Genomic DNA, 20,076 nt, shown 5'->3' with positions numbered 1-20,076 from the left:
TAACCGGCTCGATTTTGAGCGACTTATGAGGAGATAACGTGAAATACTTACCGTTAATCGCTTTGACCATGGCAATTTCTGCCTGCGCCGCTCAACCGCCTGCTGGGGTCCAATCTGTCGGCCGAAGTCAGCAACCGCCGAAAGCCGTTGCCACCTGCATCGCGCAAAAGTGGGCGGACAGTTCGCAACAGCAAGTCGTGTCGCAAGACACCATGGCTAACGACCAGGCCGTGGACGTGTACGTTCCGGGCCAGCAACCACCTAACGGCGCTGCCGCCGTGGTGCGTCCGGCATACACTGGCAAGGGCTCATGGGTCGGCTTCCGCGCGAGCGGCGCAGCAGGCAGCGACGCCACCAGCGCAATCAGTTCGTGCCTCTAACCATAAGGCACTGATCGAGGCAAACCGTTTGATGAGCATCAGCTCGTCAAATCATGAGATCGCAAGATGAAAAAGCCCCGCATTTGCGGGGCTTTTTTGTGGTCGGGCGCTTTGTGCGCTTTGTGCAATTTATGTCGCTTCACTGCGGGCAAGGCGACCTGCGGACGCCTTGCCGGCTGGTCTAGCGTTGAACGCCAACCTTACTCGTCGCTTGCCGGCGCATTGCTGCTGTCGAGCGAGCCATAGAGCTTCACCTTCGAACGCGCTCGCAGCGCTTGAACATAGGCCTCTACTTCGGACTGCGACTCTACTTGGGCGATCTGCTGCTGCGCCGCGGCGAGGCGCTGCGGATCGACCGGGCCGCGTGCGACGACTGCGTTCACGCGATAGATCGCATAACCATCGTCACCGAGATCCACGCCCACGTATGCCGGCAGCTTTTGCGCATCCACCTTGTAGATTGCGCTCAATGCAGCGGGAGGCACGCCCTGCGCGTCGTTGCGCGAGACCTTCAGCGGCGACGAGAACCCCGTGGTGGCCTTCGACTTCTCGAACTCGGCGAGCGTCGCGACGCCGTCCTTATGCGCGGCTTCATTCGACTGAACCGCAATCACCTTCTGACGCACGACGTTCTTGATCGCGTCGAGCGCCGGCACGGCCGCCGCCTTATAGTCGGTGACGCGTGCAGCGATTAGCGTGTTGCCGCCGACGTCGATCGCCTGAGTGTTGTTGCGCGCCGTGGCCGCGTCGTTCGCGAACACTGCGGCGAGGAATTTGGCGTTGTTCAGCGGGCTGTCGGGCGGCAGCTTCGGATCGGGCTGCGGAGTGACCGTAGCCGTCTGCAATTGCAACTTGTACTTGTCGGCTGCGGGCTGCAGACTCTTCGCCTTCTCATAGACGATAGACGTGAAACCTTCCGAGTCGTCGGTGAATGCCTTGCTTGCCAGTTGGGTCTTCAGGTCTCTCGCGATCTGGTCCTTCACTTCGTCGAACGGCTTCGTGACCGCCGGCTTCACGTCGGTCACCTTGACGATGTGATAGCCGAAGTCCGTCTGCACGATGCCGCTGACTTCATCCTTCTTCAGTGCGAACACGGCGTCGTCGAACGCCTTGCCGCCTGCAATCATGCCGCGCCCGAAATAGCCGAGATCGCCGCCTTTCGCCGCCGAGCCAGGATCCTGCGAGTTCTGTTGCGCGATCTGAGCGAATTGATCAGGATGCGCCTTGACCTGTGCGAGCAACTCTTCAGCCTTCTGCTTCGCCTTGGCCTTGTCGGCCGCGCTCGCGTCTTTCGGCGCGGCGATCAAAATGTGGCTCGCGCGCACCTGACCCTCGGTGCGGTAATGCGCGATGTTGTCGTCGTAGTATTTTTTCAGATCGGCGTCGCTCGGCTGCACGGAAGCGGCGAGCGTGGCCGGCGACATCACCAGGTACTGAATCGTGGCCGTGGCCGGCGCGGCGAAGTCGTTACGATGCGCGTCGTAATACGCCTGCAATTGCGCGTCGGTGGGCTGCACCTTCGCTGCGTAGTCGCGCGGATGGAACGCGACGCCCTGCACCTCGCGCTGTTGCTCGGCGAGTTCAGTAAGATGCTGCGCGAGCGTCTTCGACGTGAAGGCGCTGCCTTGAATGCTGGCGGGCAACTGTTGCGTGGCGATGCTGTAGCGCACACGCTCGTCGTATTGGTCGGGCGTCATGCCCTGCATGGCGAGCAGTTGTTTGTAGCGGTCGACATCGATCGAGCCGTCGGGATTCTTCAGCGACGAGATCACCGGGTCGTTGAGCAGCGTACGGCGCACGGCGTCGTCCGATGCGGTCAAGTGCAGACGTTGCGTTTCATCGGCCAGCACACGCTGTTCAATCAGGCCGTCCAGCATTTCGCTGCGGCGCTGAGGTGTGTCGAACGCCTTGATGTCGAATTGGGCGCCGAGCATCTGACGAGCGCGGTCGAGTTGCTGACGCATCGCGTTGTCGTACTCTGCCCGCGTGATCTTATGACCGTTGACGCTTGCGACGTTTGCGCTTTCGTCAAAGAAGCCGCGAAAGCCCTGAATACCCACGAAGCCCAGCCCCGGCACAATGACGAGGATGAGCATGAACATCATCAGGCGTTTGTGATTACGGAAAAAATCGAGCATGCGTGAGTGCCAAAAACAGAACGCCCGATGTTACAACAGCGGGCAATAAAAAAGGCGAACCGGAGTTCGCCTTTCGAGGATACTGGCGGAGTGGACGGGACTCGAACCCGCGACCCCCGGCGTGACAGGCCGGTATTCTAACCGACTGAACTACCACTCCTTGTACTACACACCGTGATTGCTACGCAAAACACGGCGAAACAGGATTGTAGCTGAAAGGGCCGCGCGTCTGCAACTTTTGCCCTTTGCCTTTCCTTGCTGGTAATGCGAACAATCGCGACGGAGGTACGTCGCCTTGCCGATGCGTCGCTATTGCTGCGCGCCATCAGATTTGACAACATGCGCTCCGCTGCTGTGAGCCGATTCAAATCCGTTGCGCTCTTTCGCGCGGGATCCGCTACCGGCCGCCACTCACCGCGTTGCACTTCAGGTCGTTTAAAGCCGCAATAAAAAACCCGCAGAGCAAATAGCCGTGCGGGTTTTCAGATACTTCTCAATCTTGCTGAAACCGTGATCGCGAAACGAATGGTGGGTGCCGGGGGTTCCAAGACGCCTCTGTCAGCCTTGTGGAACAAGGCGTCTCATCAATTCGATCCAGTAGAAAAAGTCGGGCGTCCAGAATTTCGCACCCGTCCACGTTACGTGGACAAATCGTATCCTGGCCGCTGTCCGCGCGCAGGCCGCGCCGAGATGGGTGCCGCAAAGCGCAAGCGGATCAGAAAAGAAACAGCCCTGCACGTCCGGTCGGCTATCATGCCAATCCTCCCCGAAGTAGCCCCCTATGATTTCCGTCCGTAATCTCACGCTGCGCCGCGGCGTTAATGTCGTGCTCGACCGCGCGTCCGTTACATTCGCCCCCGGCGAAAAGATTGGTCTTGTCGGCCGCAATGGCGCCGGTAAATCGTCCTTCTTTTGCCTTCTCAACGGCACGCTGCACGAAGACAGCGGCGAGTTCTCGATTCCGGCTGCATGGAAGATGGGCCAGGTCGCGCAGGAGATGCCGGAGACCGGGCAGAGCGCGACGGACTTCGTAATCGAGGGTGACACCGTGCTGTTGGCCGCGCAGGCCGAGGTGGCCGTCGCCGAAGCCAGCGACGACGGCATGCGCATGGCCCACGCCTATATGGCCCTGCACGATGCCGGTGCACATGATGCCCCCGCACGTGCTCAGGCGCTGATCCTGGGCCTTGGGTTCAGTGCTGCACAGCTTGACCAGCCGGTCAACAGCTTCTCCGGCGGCTGGCGCATGCGACTGCAACTGGCGCGCGCGCTCATGTGCCCGTCCGACCTGCTGCTGCTCGACGAGCCGACCAACCACCTCGACCTCGACGCGCTGGTCTGGCTGGAAACGTGGCTCAAACGCTATCAAGGAACCCTGGTAGTGATCAGCCACGATCGCGAATTCCTCGACGCGGTGACGCAGGTGACGGTGCACGTCGACAACGCCAAGCTCGTGCGTTATGGCGGCAACTACAGCAAGTTCGAAGACATGCGCGCCGAGCAGCTCGTATTGCAGCAGGCCGCGGTGGCCAGGCAGGCGGACAAGATCGCCCACCTGCAGAAATTCATCGACCGATTCAAGGCCAAGGCCTCGAAGGCTAAACAGGCGCAGAGCCGGGTTAAGGCGCTCGAACGCATGGAAAAGATCGCACCGGTGCTTGCCGATGCGGAGTTCAATTTCGAGTTCAAGGAGCCCCTCAACGTCCCGAATCCGCTGTTGTCGATGCTGGACACGAGCTTCGGCTACCCCGCGCCGACCGGCGCCCTGCCGGGCACGCCGCCCACGGTCATCGTGCGGGGCATCAGCCGGTCCGTGCTGGCCGGGCAGCGCATCGGCATTCTCGGCGCCAACGGCCGGGGCAAGTCCACGCTGGTGAAGACGGTGGCGCACGCGCTGGCGCCGATTGCCGGCGAAATCAGCGAAGGCAAAGGCCTGAACATCGGCTACTTCGCGCAGCAGGAGCTCGACGTCCTGCGCCCTCTCGACACGCCGATGGAACACATGATCCGACTTGCCAGGGACACGCCGGCTCATATGCGCGCCCCCGGCCAGAGTGGCACCGAACAATCGCTTCGCACCTTCCTCGGCACCTTCAACTTCAGCGGCGACATGGTCCATCAGGACGTTAGCACGATGAGCGGCGGCGAAAAGGCGCGGCTCGTGTTGTGCATGATCGTGTGGCAGCGACCCAACCTGCTGCTGCTCGACGAGCCAACCAACCACCTCGACCTGGCCACACGCGAAGCGCTAGCCATGGCGCTCAACGAATTCGACGGCACCGTGATGCTGGTCAGTCACGACCGGGCCCTGCTGCGTGCGGTATGTGATGAGTTCTGGCTGGTCACCGGGGGCGGCGTCGAGCCCTTCGAGGGCGATCTGGACGATTACCAGCAGTTCCTGCGCGACGAAGCCCGTCGCATGCGCGAGCAGGCTGCCGCCGGGCAGAAGGTCATCGCCTGAGTTACCTCAAGGCGGGCGGCGCGCGTTGCATGGCAGGCGAAGCGCGGACGTTCGCCAACGTCTTCAGCATGCGTTCGGACAAGCGCGCTCCAATGCAGGATATCCACCAGTTTCTGGCACTCGCCAGAACCATGCAACGGTCACTCGAACGACCGGTCTGCTTTTCGGATTCAGCCGATGCTTGATACGCGCAAGTCGGCTGAAGCGGACTCCCTCAGGGAGCCCGCGCGTTTCGTAAATTGAGGGACCGGCTCAAGTCTGGTTGCCCCACAGATCTTCAATCGCGCGGATCGCAAGCAAATATCCGTTCGCCCCCGCCCCACAGATCACTGCGGTGGCCGCGACCGAGATCGTCGAGTGACGATATTCTTCCGAACGCTTGTGAATGTTGGTGATGTGCAATTCCACTACCGGCCGGCGGAGGAGCTTCACTGCGTCGAGCACCGAAATCCGACCGAACGAAAAGCCGGCCGGATTGATGATCAGCGCGGCGTCCTGCACGAACGCTTCCTGGATCCAGTCGATCAGTTCGCTTTCGCTGTTGGTCTGACGGAATACGCAGTCGAACTTGAGCGCCTCTGCGAGTGCCAGGCAGTTCTGTTCGATGTCCTTCAGCGTGGTGCTGCCGTAAATGTGAGGCTCCCTTGCGCCCAGCATGTTCAGGTTGGAGCCATTGAGGATGTAGAGTTTGCGAGTCATGGTTTCAATGTGTAGAGGAGCGTTCCAGGGCGACGCCTCTGGTTTCCCGGGATATCGCGATCATGAGGAAGGAGAGCAGATTCAGCGAGCCGCAAACAGCTACGATGGCCCAAGGGGAACCGTGAAAAACATTAAGCAGCGCCACAGCGACAATCGGCATCGGCCCGCCAGTGAGCAGGTTGGCTCCAGAGTACGACAGTGCGGACCCCGTGTAGCGCGCCTCGGTCGGAAAGGACTCGGCGAACCAGACTGGCTGGATGCCACTCTGGAACTGTGTGAAGCCGAGGAACGCGCCCATCACGCCCATCGTCATGGCGATCGAGTTCTGGTTGAGAATCGGAAAGTAGATCAGGCAGCAGATTAGCGTGCAGAACGAGCCGATCATCAGCGCACGTTTGCGTCCGATCCGATCGCTCAGATAGCCGCCCGCCAGCGCGCCGCCGATGGCGCAGACATTCGCAACCATCAACAGCATGAAACCGGTCTGCTTGGGTACGCCGAGGTGTTTCGTCAGGTAGCTGAGCGAGAAAACCACGATCAGATAAAACAGCGCGGCCGGGCCGCAGAAGAACAGCGTCAGGCGAAGCGCGGTGCGCCAGTGATATTTGAAGACGGTGCCCAGCGGATTGGCGGCGCGTGTGGGCGAGCCACTCTTCCTGAGTGCCTCGAAGGCCGGTGTCTCGCTAACCTTTCTGCGGATGTAGATGCCCAGCAGCACAAGGACAAAGCTTGCGAGGAACGGAACCCGCCATCCCCAGGAATCAAAGTCATTCGACGAAAGCAGGGCAGCCAGCGTAAAGAGCGAGAAATTGGCGAGAATCTGGCTGAGTGGGGAGCAAATGCCAAGCAGGCCCGAATACCAACCACGTCGGTTAGCAGACGCATGCTCCACCGCCATCAGTTGCGCGCCGGTCGATTCGCCGCCAAGCGCAAAACCCTGAATGATGCGCAGCGACACCAGCAACGTCGGTGCCAGGATGCCCACCTGGTGATAGGTGGGCAGCAGCCCCATCAGGAACGACGACACGCCCATCACCGACACGGTGACCAGCATCAGTTTGCGGCGTCCCCAACGGTCGCCGAGCATCCCGCAGATCACCGCGCCCAGCGGCCGTGCGGCGAGCCCGGCCCAGAAGCTCGCCAGCGACGCGAGCAGCGAGGCGGTTGGGTCGAGCGACGGGAAAAACAGTTTCGGAAAGATCGTGGCGGCGACCACGCCATACAGCGCGAAGTCGAACCACTCGAGCGCTGTACCGACGGTTGCGCCGGCCACCGCCCGACGCGCCATCAGCTGCGCCTGCGCGGACTGCTCTTGCGCGGCGAGGTCTGAATCAGCAAAAAATGACATGTTGTCTCCTGAATTCTCGATGTTGAAACGTTCGTTCTGGCGACGAACAGATGCTATTGTTTGCGCTGCACCGGCGGCGCGTTCCGCACCGGAACTGCATTTCACATCGTAAAAGTCCGCGAGAAATGTCCCTCAAAAACGGCCTGAGAATTCTCGATCTGCTGGCGTCGCAAGGCGAAGGCGCAGGCCTTGTGGCCATTGCCGACGCCTTGTCCCTGCCGCGCAGCACGTGCCACCGCGTGCTCACCGAACTCGTCGACGGCGGGTATGTCAGGCAACTGGTCGATCACAGCCGCTATATTCTGACGATGCGCATGACGTCGAACGGGCTCGAATTCCTGAGCCTTACCGGCATCGCAGACATCGCCCAGCCCATCATCGAACGCGTCGCCGCTCAGACCGGTGAACTGGCGCGACTGTCGCTGGTGGACGGCGAGGCAATTATCTGGGTGGGTAAGGCGGATGGACAGCGCATCGGCTTTCGCTACGATCCCGATATGGGCCAGGCAGCACGACTTTCATGCACGTCGACCGGACACGCGTGGCTCATGACGATGACCGACGAACAGGCGATCGCACTAGTTTTGAAGCAAGGCTTCGGACAGCCGAATGAGTTCGGACCCAACGCGCCGACGACAATCAAAGCGCTGCTGGGTTTCCTGCACGCTGCACGCGTGCGTGGTTACGCGATGATCGACGAGGTATTCGCTCCGCGCATGTCCGCAGTGGCGGCGCCCGTGGTAAGTGGCTCGCGCTGCGTCGGCGTTATCAGTTTGGCCGGTCCGCGGGTGCGGCTGACCGCTGAGAAGATTCACGAGTACTCGGTACCGCTGCGCGCGGCGGCGAATGAACTTGCCCAGTTGAGCAATATGGCGGGATTCCCCGGTCGGCCGCCACTCGGCAAAGGATGACGAAGAACCGGACTGACATCTTGTGGCCGGTGAACGTCGTCTGCTCGGCCGATGACACGCCGAGCGACTAACGGGACTGAATAGCCGCTGTACTTTGGAAGCAGACCTCGACCGCCGGCGGCGCCCGCCGTTCAATCAAAGAGTGGCTGCCCTTTTTTCACGAGGCAGGATGGCGTCGAGATCTACGATCACGATCAACTAGTCGAACTTGATCAAGGGACCAACTTGCCGCACAAGTCGCTTTCGAAGACGTTGGCCCGCACTGTCGTTACCTGGTTGCAACCGCATCGGACTGACCGGGTTGCCAACCACCACCGAGTGCCTTAAACGCAGCGACCGCTGCGCGCGCTGATTCCGTTTGAGCCTGTGCTCGCGAATCGGAGGCACGCAAGAGGTTTTCGTCAGCTTGCAGAACTTCGATCAGACTGACGACACCTTTTTGATAGGCCGCAAACGAAGCGCCTCGTGCGCGGCTGAGCGAGTCCACTCCTCCGCCGAGCACCGCCGCCTGTTCCTCCCGCTTGATGAGGGCGGAAAAAGCGTTCTCGACGTCCTCGGTTGCCCGCAGCACGGCCAGGCGGTAGGCGGCCAGCATCTCTGCCCGCTGGCCCTTGGCCTCATCGATCTGCGCATTGATGCGGCCGAAATCGAACAGACGCCAGCGCAGACCGAGTACGCCGGCAGCCTGACTCGCACCGCCGGTGAACAGATTGGCACCAGACAATGACGTCGCGCTGCCAATCAGTCCACTCAGAGAGAGCTTCGGGTAATACTCGGCGATGGCAACGCCGATCCGTGCATTCGATGCCGCAAGGCGGCGCTCGGCGGCAATCAGATCCGGCCGCCGTCTAAGTAGTTCACCCGGCGACCCGGTAGCTCCAATCTGCGGAGCGGCGGGAATCACACCCACGTCGGCTAGCTCGTCCCGATGCGTGCCCGGCGTCGAGCCGAGCATCACATCGAGCGCGTTCATGGCCGCGTCCAGACCGGCCTCGAGGACCGGAACAGACGCGCGAACCTGGGCGAGCGCACCTTCGGCCTGTCTCACCTGAAGTTCGGCGGCCAAACCTTTGCCATACAGAAGGTTGATGGTTGAAAGCAGTTCCTGTTGCGTGCGCACCTGCCGTCGGGCAACGTCGAGACGAGTCTGCAATCCACGGATGCTGATATAGATGTCGGCGGTTTGAGCGGCCACAGCCAACCGCGTCGCCACCGCACCTGCTTCTGTGGCCTGATATTCGGCAAGTGCCGCTTCTCGTCCGCGGCGCAGACTTCCGAATACGTCCACTTCCCAGCTCGCGCCGAGATTCACTTCATAAGCATTGCCATAGCGATCGAAACCGGGCCTCGAATTCAAGACTTGCCCCAAGGGCGTTTCTACGGATTGGTAAGCTCTTGCCGCCTCGCCGCTGACGCTGCCCGACGGCGCCAACGCGGCATTTGCCGCGCCAAGTCCCGCTCGCGCCTGAACGACGCGAGCGGACGCCTGCGCGAGATCCAGATTCTGCTGCAGGGCTAGCGTGACGAACCGCGTGAGTTGCGGATCGCCGAAACCCGTCCACCATGCAAGCAGATCTGCGCTGGAGGCGGCATGCCGTTGATCTACCGCCGCCTGGCCAAGAAACCGGTCCGGCATGGGCGTGTCCGGCCGGGCATAGTCAGGCCCGACAGCGCAGCCCGCTAAAAAGCCGGCAACAATGAACGTGGCAAGGGTGCGTTTTGGCAGCATGGCGTTCCAGCGTGGGAGAAGTAAGTCGGTGTGACTATAATATAGTTTAGTCACTTGTTGTTCAATTTTCCGACTGGCGGTAAGCTGGACCCCATGAAAAATGTCATCACCTATCCCGTTTCGGCCCGTGGCCCGGCCGACCATGAGGTGCGAGATCAGATCGTTGCCGCTGCCACCGAGCACTTCAGCCGCTATGGTTACGAGAAGACGACCGTCTCTGACCTCGCCAAGGCTATCGGCTTTTCCAAGGCCTACATCTACAAGTTCTTCGAGTCCAAGCAAGCCATTGGCGAGATGATCTGCGCGAACTGCCTGCGCGAGATCGAAGCCGAGGTTAAAGCGGCCGTGGTCGCGGCCGACCGGCCGCCTGAGAAGCTGCGGCGGATGTTCAAAACCCTCGTCGACGCAGGCCTTCGCCTGTTCTTCAGTGAACGCAAGCTGCATGAAATCGCCGCCGCGGCCGCAATCGGGCACTGGCAGGCGGCCCACGCCTATGAGGAACGCATCCAGAAGCTGCTTCATGACATCTTGCAGGAGGGCCGGCAGAACGGAGACTTCGAGCGCAAAACGCCCCTCGATGAAACCGCGATGGCGATCTACCTGGTAATGCGCCCTTACCTCCACCCGCTGCTGCTGCAACATAGTTTCGATTACACCGAAGAGGCGCCGGCGAAGCTGTCCGGGCTGGTGCTCCGCAGTTTGTCCCCGTAATGCATGGCTCCGGGCGATTGTGACTGTTGACTAATTTGGTCACAAGTACCAGAATGGGGGTCCCGATTACCTCGTCAATGGGACTTCCATGCTCCGGCGTCGCCTCGTTACATCTACAGTCGTCTGTGCATTGCCGTTTGCGTTAGTCGCTTGCGGCGAAAAAGCACATTCCGATCCGCGCACCGAGGCTCCGCTGGTGCGCGCTGCCATCGTTCAGGGAGCAATCCCTGCCTCACGCACCTTCACGGGAACCGTAGCCGCCCGGGTGCAGAGCGACCTGGGGTTTCGCGTCGCCGGCAAGGTGCTGGAGCGGCTCGTGGACACCGGGCAAACCGTCAGACGCGGGCAGCCGCTCATGCGGATCGATCCCGTCGATCTGAAGCTCGCGGCACATGCACAACAGGAGGCGGTCGCCGCCGCGCGAGCGCGGGCCCAGCAGACGGCGGAAGACGAACTCCGTTACCGCGATCTGCGCGGAACCGGTGCAATATCGGCCTCGGCCTACGACCAGATCAAGGCTGCAGCGGATGCAGCCAAAGCCCAGCTCAATGCGGCGGAAGCCCAGGCCGACGTTGCCCGCAATGCGAGCGGCTACGCAGAGCTGGTGGCCGATGGCGACGGCGTCGTCGTGGAAACGCTGGCCGAACCCGGCCAGGTCGTCAACGCTGGACAAACCGTGGTGCGCCTCGCCCACGCCGGAAGTCGCGAGGCCGTTATCGAACTGCCGGAAACGATACGCCCTGCCGTCGGTTCGGTTGGGCAAGCCACGCTCTTCGGCAAACAGGGCGTTAGCCTTCCGGCCAAACTCCGACAACTCTCGAATGCTGCGGATCGACTGACCCGTACGTTCGAGGCGCGGTATGTGTTAGAGGGGGAGCTGGCCAACGCACCGTTGGGCACCACGGTTACGATCCAGATCCAGACCGGACCAGCATCGACGCAAGGCGGCTTGCAGGTGCCGATCGGCTCCCTCTTCGATGCCGGCAAGGGGCCAGGGGTATGGGTTATCAGTGGGGAGCCAGCGAAGGTTTCGTGGCGGCGCGTTGCAGTTCAGCATCTGGATGACGATGCCGCTCTGATCACCGGTCAGCTCGAACGGGGCGACCGGATCGTCGCGCTCGGCGCACACCTGCTGCACGACGGCGAGCCGGTCCGGATAGCGGGCCAGGCGGCCGCAAGTGCCGCAAGTGCCGCAAGTGCCGCAAGTGCCGCAACTGTTGCGACTGTTGCAACTGCGGGAGTCCATCCGTGAGCGAAAGCCGCCGTTTCAATCTCTCAGCGCTCGCCGTACGCGAGGGCTCGGTCACCCTGTTCCTGATCTGCCTGATCTCTCTCGCCGGGCTCATTTCGTTCTTCAAGTTAGGCCGGGCGGAAGATCCAGCTTTCACGGTCAAGGTGATGACCATCATCACCGCGTGGCCCGGCGCCACCGCCCAGGAAATGCAGGACCAGGTCGCCGACAAGCTCGAGAAGCGCATGCAGGAATTGCGCTGGTACGACCGTACTGAGACCTACACACGACCTGGCCTCGCCTTCACGACTTTGACCTTGCTCGACAGCACGCCACCGTCCGAAGTGCAGGAGCAGTTCTACCAGGCCCGCAAGAAAGTCGGTGATGAGGCAGGCAATCTTCCATCCGGTGTGATCGGGCCGATGGTCAACGACGAATACGCGGACGTCACGTTCGCTTTGTTTGCACTCAAGGCCAAGGGCGAACCACAGCGCTTGCTGGTGCGCGACGCGGAGACGCTACGCCAGCGGCTGCTGCAAGTGCCGGGCGTGAAGAAGGTCAATATCATTGGCGAGCAGTCCGAACGGATCTACGTTGAGTTCTCCCATGATCGCCTGGCAACACTGGGCGTCAGCCCGCAAGACATATTCAGCGCGCTCAATGGTCAGAATGCGCTGACGCCCGCGGGTTCCATAGAAACGAAGGGACCAGAGGTGTTCATTCGCCTCGACGGCGCTTTCGACGAAATTCAGAAAATCCGCGACACGCCAGTCGTGACGCAGGGCCGTACGTTGAAGCTGTCGGACATCGCCACCGTGACACGGGGCTATGAAGATCCGGCTACCTTCATGGTCCGTAACGGCGGCGAACCTGCGCTGCTGCTCGGCATCGTCATGCGTGACGGCTGGAACGGGCTCGACCTGGGCAAAGCACTGGACAGCGAGGTCGGCGCAATCAACGCCGGATTGCCGTTGGGCATGGGCCTGACCAAGGTCACGGACCAGGCCGTCAACATCCACTCCGCCGTCGATGAGTTCATGGTCAAGTTCTTCGCCGCTCTTCTCGTGGTCATGCTCGTGTGCTTCGTGAGCATGGGCTGGCGCGTGGGCGTCGTGGTCGCTGCGGCTGTGCCGCTGACACTCGCGGCAGTGTTCATTGTGATGGCCGCGACCGGGAAGAACTTCGACCGTATCACACTGGGTTCCCTGATCCTGGCGCTGGGCCTTCTGGTCGACGACGCCATCATTGCGATCGAAATGATGGTCGTTAAGATGGAAGAAGGCTACAGCCGTATCGCTGCCTCCGCCTATGCCTGGAGCCATACGGCAGCGCCGATGCTCGCCGGCACGCTTGTCACGGCCGTCGGCTTCATGCCGAATGGCTTCGCCCGATCCACCGCGGGCGAATACACGAGCAACATGTTCTGGATCGTCGGCATCGCACTCATTGCATCCTGGGTGGTCGCCGTGGTTTTTACGCCCTATCTGGGCGTCAAGCTGCTGCCCGCGCTCAAGAAGGTTGATGGCGGTCATGACGCGCTCTACGACACGCCGCGCTACAACCGCTTCCGTCAGGTGCTGGAGCGAGTCATCACGCGCAAATGGCTGGTCGCCGGTTCGGTGGTCGGTCTCTTCGTGATCGCTGTGCTCGGCATGGGCGTGGTCAAGAAACAGTTCTTCCCGATCTCCGACCGCCCCGAAGTGCTGGTTGAAGTGCAGATGCCCTATGGCACGTCAATCAATGAAACCAGTGCCGCCACGGCCAAGGTGGAAGCATGGCTTGCCAAACAACAGGAAGCCAGGATCGTTACAGCTTACGTCGGCCAGGGCGCGCCGCGCTTCTACCTGGCGATGGGACCCGAACTGCCCGATCCGTCGTTTGCCAAGATCGTGGTTCGCACGGACAGCCAGGATCAGCGCGATGCACTGGAACAGCGGCTGCGTCAGGCGATCGCCGGCGGCCTCGCCCCTGAGGCGCGCGTGCGCGTCACCCAGCTCGTATTCGGCCCGTACTCGCCGTTCCCGGTTGCCTACCGGGTCACTGGCCCCGACCCCGACAAACTGCGCAAGATCGCCGCTGACGTGCAGCAAGTCATGGATGTGAGTCCGATGATGCGCACGGTCAACACCGACTGGGGCACGCGCACACCTACGCTGCACTTCACGTTGCAGCAGGACCGATTGCAGGCACTGGGACTGAGCTCCAGCGCCGTGGCGCAGCAACTGCAATTCCTGCTGAGCGGCGTGCCTGTCACCGCCGTGCGCGAAGACATTCGCAGTGTGCAGGTCGTCGCGCGTTCGGCCGGCGACATCCGGCTCAACACGGCCAGGATCGGCGACTTCACGCTGGCTGGCGCCAACGGGCAACGCATCCCGCTGTCACAGGTCGGCAAGGTCGAGGTACGCATGGAGGAACCGATCATGCGTCGGCGCGACCGGACGCCGACGGTCACAGTGCGGGGCGACATCGCCGATGGCTTGCAGCCGCCAGATGTATCGACGGCGATCAGCAAGCAGCTTCAGCCGATCATCGACAAGCTGCCGGGCGGCTACCGCATCGAGCAGGCAGGCTCCATCGAGGAATCCGGCAAGGCGACGAAGGCGATGTTGCCGCTATTCCCGATCATGCTGGCAATCACCCTGCTCATCATCATCCTGCAAGTGCGCTCTATCTCGGCGATGGTGATGGTCTTCCTGACCAGTCCGCTGGGGCTGATCGGCGTCGTGCCAACCCTGCTTCTGTTCCGGCAGCCGTTCGGCATCAATGCGCTGGTGGGTCTGATTGCGCTGTCCGGAATCCTGATGCGCAACACGCTGATATTGATCGGGCAGATTCACCACAACGAACAGGCGGGCTTGCATCCGTTCCATGCAGTCGTCGAGGCAACCGTGCAGCGTGCACGGCCCGTGATCCTGACTGCGTTGGCCGCGATCCTGGCCTTTATTCCGCTGACGCATTCAGTGTTCTGGGGAACGCTTGCTTACACACTGATTGGCGGCACCTTCGCCGGAACGGTTTTGACCCTGGTGTTCCTGCCGGCCATGTATTGCATCTGGTTCAAGATCAGGCCCGACAGCGGCAGCCGATTCGCGGCGGAAAACCGGGATGAACATGAATCATCGAGGCAGGTCGATCTCAGTCTGCGCGACCAGTAGCAGGTCGGGCGGCGCGTTGCGCCGCGCCCTTCTCGCACGTGGACGGTTCAAGCGTCCTTGCACAACCAATCGGGCCGTTGATCCGCTCGCTATCTCTATCCAACACTACTAAATGAACTGCTATGACTAATTCGACCGTTGTGGTTATTACCGGCGTGTCATCGGGCATCGGACGCGCCGCCGCGGAGAAGTTTGCGCGGCGCGGGTGTACGGTATTCGGCACGGTGCGCAGTATCGCCAATACGGCTCCGTTATCCGGTGTCGATCTGGTAGAGATGGATATTCGCGACGACGCTTCCGTGCGACTTGGAATCCAGTCCATCATCGCCCACAGCGGGCGCATCGACGTACTCGTCAACAACGCGGGAACGAACATGATCGGCGCGATCGAGGAAACAGCGATCAGTGAAGCCGCGTCCCTGTTCGAAACAAACGTATTCGGCACACTGCGCCTGATACAGGTAGTACTGCCACACATGCGAGCGCAACGTCTCGGGAGAATCGTCAATGTCAGTTCCGTGCTCGGCTTTCTGCCTGCGCCGTACATGGGGCTCTATTCGGCGTCCAAGCATGCGGTGGAGGGACTGTCCGAGACTCTGGACCACGAGGTGCGCCAGTTCGGCATCCGCGTGACGCTGGTTGAACCCGCTTACACCAGGACCAATCTGGAAGCCAATTCGCCTCTGGCAAGCTCAACGATCAGAGACTATGACCGCGAACGCGACGTCGTATCGCGCGCCGTGTCCGACAATATCAACGGCGCTCCTGAGCCCGATGGCGTGGCGAACACGATCGTGGAAGCCGCGCTTGGCGCCTGGCGCATGCGTCGCACTCCGGCAGGACAGGCATCGCTATTGAGCAAGTTGCGCCGCTTCATGCCCGCTCGTCCCGTGGATACAAGCCTGAGGAAAACGCTTGGACTTACGTGAAAGTCTTGCCGGGACGCCTGCCAATCACCGACGCGGTTGCCAGGTCTGCCAAAGTGAGCCAATAAGCACAGAAAACACCGACATGGAAAGCAATGACGCTGAGCCGCCGATCACAGCCATTGGAGAAATCTCCGCGCTAACGCTGAACCATTTTTTCGCCCAGCGGGCGATGCGCGCTTTCGCGGCTCATTTCAACGAAGCACTGCGACATACCGACGTTACCGCGTCGCAGTTCTGTATGCTCGCGTTGCTGCATCAACGGCAACCGCTGGTCTTCGGCGAGATGGCAGCCGAACTCGCAATGGACCGCTCGAATCTCTCGTCCAATCTGGCGCCATTGTTGCGCCGCAGACTGGTGTCGATAATCGCTCACGATGCAGATAGACGGAAGCGCCAACTTGTCGTAACGGCAGAAGGATGCAAAGTTCTCGCTTCCTCGATCGTCCCTTGGTCCCAGGCGTACGGGGACATGTCTGCATTCGTAAGCCAGATAGATCTCGATTCAATGCGTGAGCTTTTTATTGCGATTCGAAATCTTAATCAGCATAACGAACCGAAAGATGCGGGACTTGATTGATACGGCCACGACATAGCGGCGTCGCAGGCGATCTAATCGATGCCGGAGCGCAGACGCAGGTCGTCCGCTATCCTGGTGCCTGGCACGCGATGCTGGCGAACCATGACGCTGCGTTGGCCGAAGCGGTTCACTTTTTTCAGTGGCGCTTCAACGAGCGTGCGCTCGCATAAGGTTCGGGCCTAGGGGCATGTCCAATAGTGCGATATGCATCGCCTGTTCAAAGTGCGCAGGGTGAGTGTGCCATTCGCGACCAAGGCGGCTTCGGCCAAAGGAATGCACGAAAAGCTCAAACGGCTTTTTGAGGACCACAAACACATGGCGTAATGGCCTGCAAATTGCGCATCGCGCGAATAGGCGAAGGTGGCCTTCGTGCCTAGTGCGTTCCTAGCCTGGAAAATACAACGATAAAAGAGGGGGTTCTAACAGCCGACCGCGGATGTTTCTGGACCGCCCGCCGCCAACAAAAAACCCGCAAAGCCAATAGCTGTGCGGGTTTCATGGACTGCAACCTACTTTTTCAGACTGTGCTGGACAACTGTGAATCACGAAACTGGTGGGTGCTGAGAGGCTCGAACTCCCGACCTACGCCTTGTAAGGGCGCCGCTCTACCAACTGAGCTAAGCACCCGTTTCGCAGACTCTTCATGCTTCTGCTTTGCTGCCTGCAGGACCGAACTAAGCGGCACCTCTCAAGCAACAAGCCAATTAGTTTAGCGCATCCTTTAACGCTTTGCCAGGCCTAAATTTAGGCACCGTGGCCGCCTTGATTTTGATCGCGTCGCCGGTGCGCGGATTGCGTCCGGTGCGAGCCGTGCGCTTGCCGACGACAAACGTGCCAAAACCGACCAACGTCACGGAGCCGCCCTTCTTCAACGTGCCTTTTACACCGCCGATCACTGCGTCGAGCGCGCGGCCGGCCGCTGCCTTTGAAATGTCCGCTTGCTGCGCAATGTGGTCAATCAATTCCGTCTTGTTCATCCCTACCCCCGAGAATGTTTTAGCAACAGACACGGCGCTCTGCAGCGCCTGACATCGTCTAGCCGGCGGCAACGCCGAGCCGAGTCATTAGAATTGGCCGAAACCCCCGTGTCAACCGGGATTGAGCCTGATTTTGGCGGATTCTGACCGGGGGGATTTATTTGGCGAATGTTGCGCCGTTCGATGCGGGCACAACCAGTTATCTGCCGCGTCAGTTCTCTGCTCAAATGACGGGAATGTGCTTCGCTGGAAGCGTCGTTCTTATTCGCACGGCAATAAAAAACCCGCGGCCGTTGAGACCGCGGGTTCTCGTGCAGCGAAAGGTTTCGCTAAAGGGCTTAGTGCTTTACGACTTCCGTCGCAGCCGAGTCCTTGCCCGGCTCAGCCGCTACTGGCGCGGCAGGCTTTGCCTCTTCTTCCGGCAACGGCGACGGCACACGTTCGAGCGCCAATTCGAGCACCTTGTCGATCCAGCGGACCGGCACGATTTCGATCGCGTTCTTCACGTTGTCCGGAATTTCCGTCAAGTCCTTGACGTTTTCTTCCGGGATCAGCACCAGCTTGATGCCGCCGCGGTGCGCCGCCAGCAGCTTTTCCTTCAAGCCGCCGATCGGCAGCACTTCGCCACGCAGCGTGATTTCGCCCGTCATCGCAACATTGGCCCGCACGGGAATACCGGTCAGCACCGATACGAGCGCGGTCGTCATCGCGATACCGGCCGAAGGACCATCTTTCGGCGTAGCGCCTTCCGGTACGTGGATGTGAATGTCCTGCTTCTCGAACGCTTCGTCCTTGACACCCAGACGACGTGAACGCGAGCGGACCACCGAGCGCGCTGCTTCGACGGATTCCTTCATGACGTCGCCGAGCGAACCTGTGCGGATCACATTGCCCTTGCCCGGCATCACGGCGGCTTCGATGGTCAGCAGATCGCCGCCCACTTCCGTCCACGCGAGACCCGTGACCTGGCCAACCTGATTCTCCTTCGCGGCCAGACCGAAGTCGTACTTGCGCACGCCGAGGAACGTGTCGAGATTGCTGCCGTCGACCTTCACCGCGCCTTCGGCCTTCTTCAGCAGAAGCATCTTCACGACCTTGCGGCAGATTTTCGAGATTTCACGCTCGAGCGAACGCACGCCCGCTTCACGCGTGTAGTAACGAATGATGTCGCGGATCGCAGTTTCCGTCACATCGACCTCGCCATCCTTGAGGCCGTTGTTCTTCTTCTGCTTGGGCAAAAGATAACGTTGCGCGATGCTGACCTTCTCGTCTTCCGTGTAACCCGACAGACGAATTACTTCCATCCGGTCGAGCAACGGCGGCGGAATGTTCAGCGAGTTCGACGTCGCCACGAACATCACGTCCGACAGATCGAAGTCTACTTCGACGTAGTGATCGGCGAACGTATGGTTCTGTTCCGGGTCGAGCACTTCCAGCAATGCCGACGACGGATCGCCGCGGAAATCCTGGCCCATCTTGTCGACTTCGTCGAGCAGGAAGAGCGGATTGCGCACGCCGACCTTGGTCAGGCTTTGCAGAATCTTGCCGGGCATCGAACCAATATATGTACGACGGTGACCGCGAATCTCGGCTTCGTCGCGCACGCCACCGAGCGCCATACGCACGAACTTGCGGTTCGTCGCGCGAGCGATCGACTGACCAAGCGACGTCTTACCGACACCCGGAGGCCCAACGAGGCACAGGATCGGCGCTTTCACCTTGTCGACACGTTGCTGGACCGCGAGATACTCGAGAATGCGTTCCTTCACCTTCTCGAGACCGAAGTGGTCTTCGTCGAGCACGCGTTCCGCATTCGAGAGGTCGTTGTTGACCTTGCTCTTCTTGCGCCACGGCAAGCCGATCAGCGTGTCGATATAGTTGCGCACGACCGTCGCTTCCGCCGACATCGGCGACATCAGCTTGAGCTTCTTCAGCTCGGCGTCGGCCTTCTTCTTAGCTTCCTTCGGCATGCGCGCAGCGGTGATGCGCTTCTCGAGTTCTTCGAGGTCCGCACCTTCTTCCCCTTCGCCGAGTTCCTTCTGGATCGCCTTGACCTGTTCGTTCAGGTAGTACTCGCGCTGGCTCTTCTCCATCTGGCGCTTCACACGTCCACGGATGCGCTTTTCAACCTGCAGGATGTCGATCTCGGCTTCGAGTTGCGCGAGCAGATGCTCGAGTCGCTCGATGACCGGGAACATTTCCAGAATGTGCTGCTTCTGGTCGAGCTTGAGCGGCAGATGTGCCGCGATCGTATCGGCCAGACGCCCGGCTTCGTCGATACCCGACAGCGACGTCAGGATCTCCGGCGGAATCTTCTTGTTCAGCTTCACATACTGGTCGAACTGCGACACGATCGCGCGGCGCAGCGCTTCGGTTTCAGCGCTGTCGGCGTGGTCGGGTTCGAGCGGCATGACTTCGCACGAGAACTGCGTTTCCTGTTCTTCGATGGAAAGCGTTTTCGCGCGCTGCAAACCCTCGACGAGCACCTTCACGGTGCCATCGGGCAACTTCAGCATTTGCAGGATGTTGGCAACACACCCTACTTCGTACATGTCCTTTTCGGTCGGCTCATCTTTCGCAGCCGTTTTCTGGGCGACGAGCATGATGTGCTTGCCGCCTTCCATCGCTGCTTCGAGAGCCTTGATCGACTTCGGGCGGCCTACGAAGAGCGGAATCACCATGTGCGGGAAAACGACTACGTCACGCAGCGGGAGCAGCGGGAGCGTAATGCGTTCCGGCGGGAGGAGTTGGGTTCCTGACATTTCATTTCCCCATGAGTGGAATCAGTTCGTTCGATAGGTGAGGCCGGCAGAAAATATTGCAAGCCTCC

Annotated in this window: 14 protein-coding genes, 2 tRNA genes and 1 pseudogene; 9 read left to right on the top strand and 8 right to left on the bottom strand. The window is 60.7% G+C overall.

Annotated elements, in window-relative coordinates; genetic code table 11:
- The first annotated feature begins 38 nt into the window (after nucleotides 1-38).
- Nucleotides 39-380: a hypothetical protein gene (locus C0Z16_RS25465; protein WP_102634831.1), complete on the top strand. Its 342-nt coding sequence runs from the start codon at nucleotides 39-41 to the stop codon at nucleotides 378-380.
- Nucleotides 381-580: 200 nt separating this feature from the next.
- Here the strand turns inward: C0Z16_RS25465 and C0Z16_RS25460 are convergent, their stop codons facing one another.
- Entirely contained in the window at nucleotides 581-2,518 is a 1,938-nt protein-coding gene (locus C0Z16_RS25460) for a SurA N-terminal domain-containing protein (protein ID WP_102634830.1), read from the bottom strand.
- A gap of 83 nt (nucleotides 2,519-2,601) precedes the next feature.
- Nucleotides 2,602-2,678, bottom strand: a tRNA-Asp gene (locus C0Z16_RS25455).
- A gap of 621 nt (nucleotides 2,679-3,299) precedes the next feature.
- Here C0Z16_RS25455 and C0Z16_RS25450 point away from each other — a divergent pair.
- Entirely contained in the window at nucleotides 3,300-4,979 is a 1,680-nt protein-coding gene (locus tag C0Z16_RS25450) for an ABC-F family ATP-binding cassette domain-containing protein (RefSeq protein ID WP_102634829.1), read from the top strand.
- 252 nt (nucleotides 4,980-5,231) lie between these two features.
- Here the strand turns inward: C0Z16_RS25450 and C0Z16_RS25445 are convergent, their stop codons facing one another.
- Both C0Z16_RS25445 and C0Z16_RS25440 read right to left on the bottom strand, forming a co-directional pair.
- The gene (locus C0Z16_RS25445) at nucleotides 5,232-5,678 is read right to left on the bottom strand and encodes a type II 3-dehydroquinate dehydratase (RefSeq protein ID WP_102634828.1); all 447 of its coding nucleotides are present in this window, start codon (nucleotides 5,676-5,678) and stop codon (nucleotides 5,232-5,234) included.
- Nucleotides 5,679-5,682: 4 nt separating this feature from the next.
- On the bottom strand, nucleotides 5,683-7,026 hold the full coding sequence (locus C0Z16_RS25440; protein ID WP_407070700.1) for an MFS transporter: 1,344 nt from the start codon (nucleotides 7,024-7,026) through the stop codon (nucleotides 5,683-5,685).
- Between the two features lie 125 nt (nucleotides 7,027-7,151).
- Between C0Z16_RS25440 and C0Z16_RS25435 the strand changes: the two genes are divergently transcribed.
- Complete coding sequence (locus C0Z16_RS25435; protein WP_102634827.1) at nucleotides 7,152-7,937, top strand: IclR family transcriptional regulator; 786 nt, start codon at nucleotides 7,152-7,154, stop codon at nucleotides 7,935-7,937.
- 268 nt (nucleotides 7,938-8,205) lie between these two features.
- On the opposite strand, the gene C0Z16_RS25430 is transcribed toward C0Z16_RS25435, so the two are convergent.
- Complete coding sequence (locus tag C0Z16_RS25430; protein ID WP_102634826.1) at nucleotides 8,206-9,666, bottom strand: efflux transporter outer membrane subunit; 1,461 nt, start codon at nucleotides 9,664-9,666, stop codon at nucleotides 8,206-8,208.
- Nucleotides 9,667-9,759: 93 nt separating this feature from the next.
- On the opposite strand from C0Z16_RS25430, the gene C0Z16_RS25425 reads away from it, so the two are divergent.
- From C0Z16_RS25425 to C0Z16_RS38975, 6 genes and pseudogenes are all read left to right on the top strand, one after another.
- Nucleotides 9,760-10,377 (top strand): TetR/AcrR family transcriptional regulator, encoded by a 618-nt coding sequence (locus C0Z16_RS25425; protein ID WP_102634825.1) that lies wholly within the window; start codon nucleotides 9,760-9,762, stop codon nucleotides 10,375-10,377.
- Between the two features lie 88 nt (nucleotides 10,378-10,465).
- Nucleotides 10,466-11,629, top strand: coding sequence for an efflux RND transporter periplasmic adaptor subunit (locus tag C0Z16_RS25420; RefSeq protein WP_102634824.1), 1,164 nt, complete (start codon nucleotides 10,466-10,468; stop codon nucleotides 11,627-11,629).
- Nucleotides 11,626-14,763, top strand: a complete 3,138-nt coding sequence (locus C0Z16_RS25415; protein WP_102634823.1) for an efflux RND transporter permease subunit — start codon at nucleotides 11,626-11,628, stop codon at nucleotides 14,761-14,763. The genes C0Z16_RS25420 and C0Z16_RS25415 overlap by 4 nt, the downstream gene beginning before the upstream one ends.
- A 122-nt stretch (nucleotides 14,764-14,885) precedes the next feature.
- Nucleotides 14,886-15,692 carry an oxidoreductase gene (locus C0Z16_RS25410; RefSeq protein WP_102634822.1) on the top strand — a complete coding sequence of 269 codons (807 nt, stop codon included), beginning with the start codon at nucleotides 14,886-14,888 and terminating at the stop codon, nucleotides 15,690-15,692.
- A gap of 82 nt (nucleotides 15,693-15,774) precedes the next feature.
- Nucleotides 15,775-16,269, top strand: a complete 495-nt coding sequence (locus C0Z16_RS25405; protein ID WP_102634821.1) for a MarR family winged helix-turn-helix transcriptional regulator — start codon at nucleotides 15,775-15,777, stop codon at nucleotides 16,267-16,269.
- A 23-nt stretch (nucleotides 16,270-16,292) separates the two neighbouring features.
- Nucleotides 16,293-16,439, top strand: a pseudogene (locus C0Z16_RS38975) (alpha/beta hydrolase); the annotation flags it as partial.
- A 381-nt stretch (nucleotides 16,440-16,820) separates the two neighbouring features.
- On the opposite strand, the gene C0Z16_RS25395 reads toward C0Z16_RS38975, so the two are convergent.
- From C0Z16_RS25395 to lon, 3 genes are all read right to left on the bottom strand, one after another.
- Nucleotides 16,821-16,896, bottom strand: a tRNA-Val gene (locus tag C0Z16_RS25395).
- 77 nt (nucleotides 16,897-16,973) lie between these two features.
- Entirely contained in the window at nucleotides 16,974-17,279 is a 306-nt protein-coding gene (locus C0Z16_RS25390) for an HU family DNA-binding protein (protein ID WP_279635076.1), read from the bottom strand.
- A gap of 305 nt (nucleotides 17,280-17,584) precedes the next feature.
- Nucleotides 17,585-20,008: an endopeptidase La gene (gene lon / locus C0Z16_RS25385; RefSeq protein WP_102634819.1), complete on the bottom strand. Its 2,424-nt coding sequence runs from the start codon at nucleotides 20,006-20,008 to the stop codon at nucleotides 17,585-17,587.
- Between the last annotated feature and the right edge of the window lie 68 nt (nucleotides 20,009-20,076).

It is taken from the genome of Paraburkholderia rhynchosiae, from assembly GCF_002879865.1.
Taxonomy (GTDB): domain Bacteria; phylum Pseudomonadota; class Gammaproteobacteria; order Burkholderiales; family Burkholderiaceae; genus Paraburkholderia; species Paraburkholderia rhynchosiae.
The sequence above is the reverse complement of the archived record's forward strand: the minus strand, read 5'-3'. Positions and strand labels throughout refer to the sequence as shown.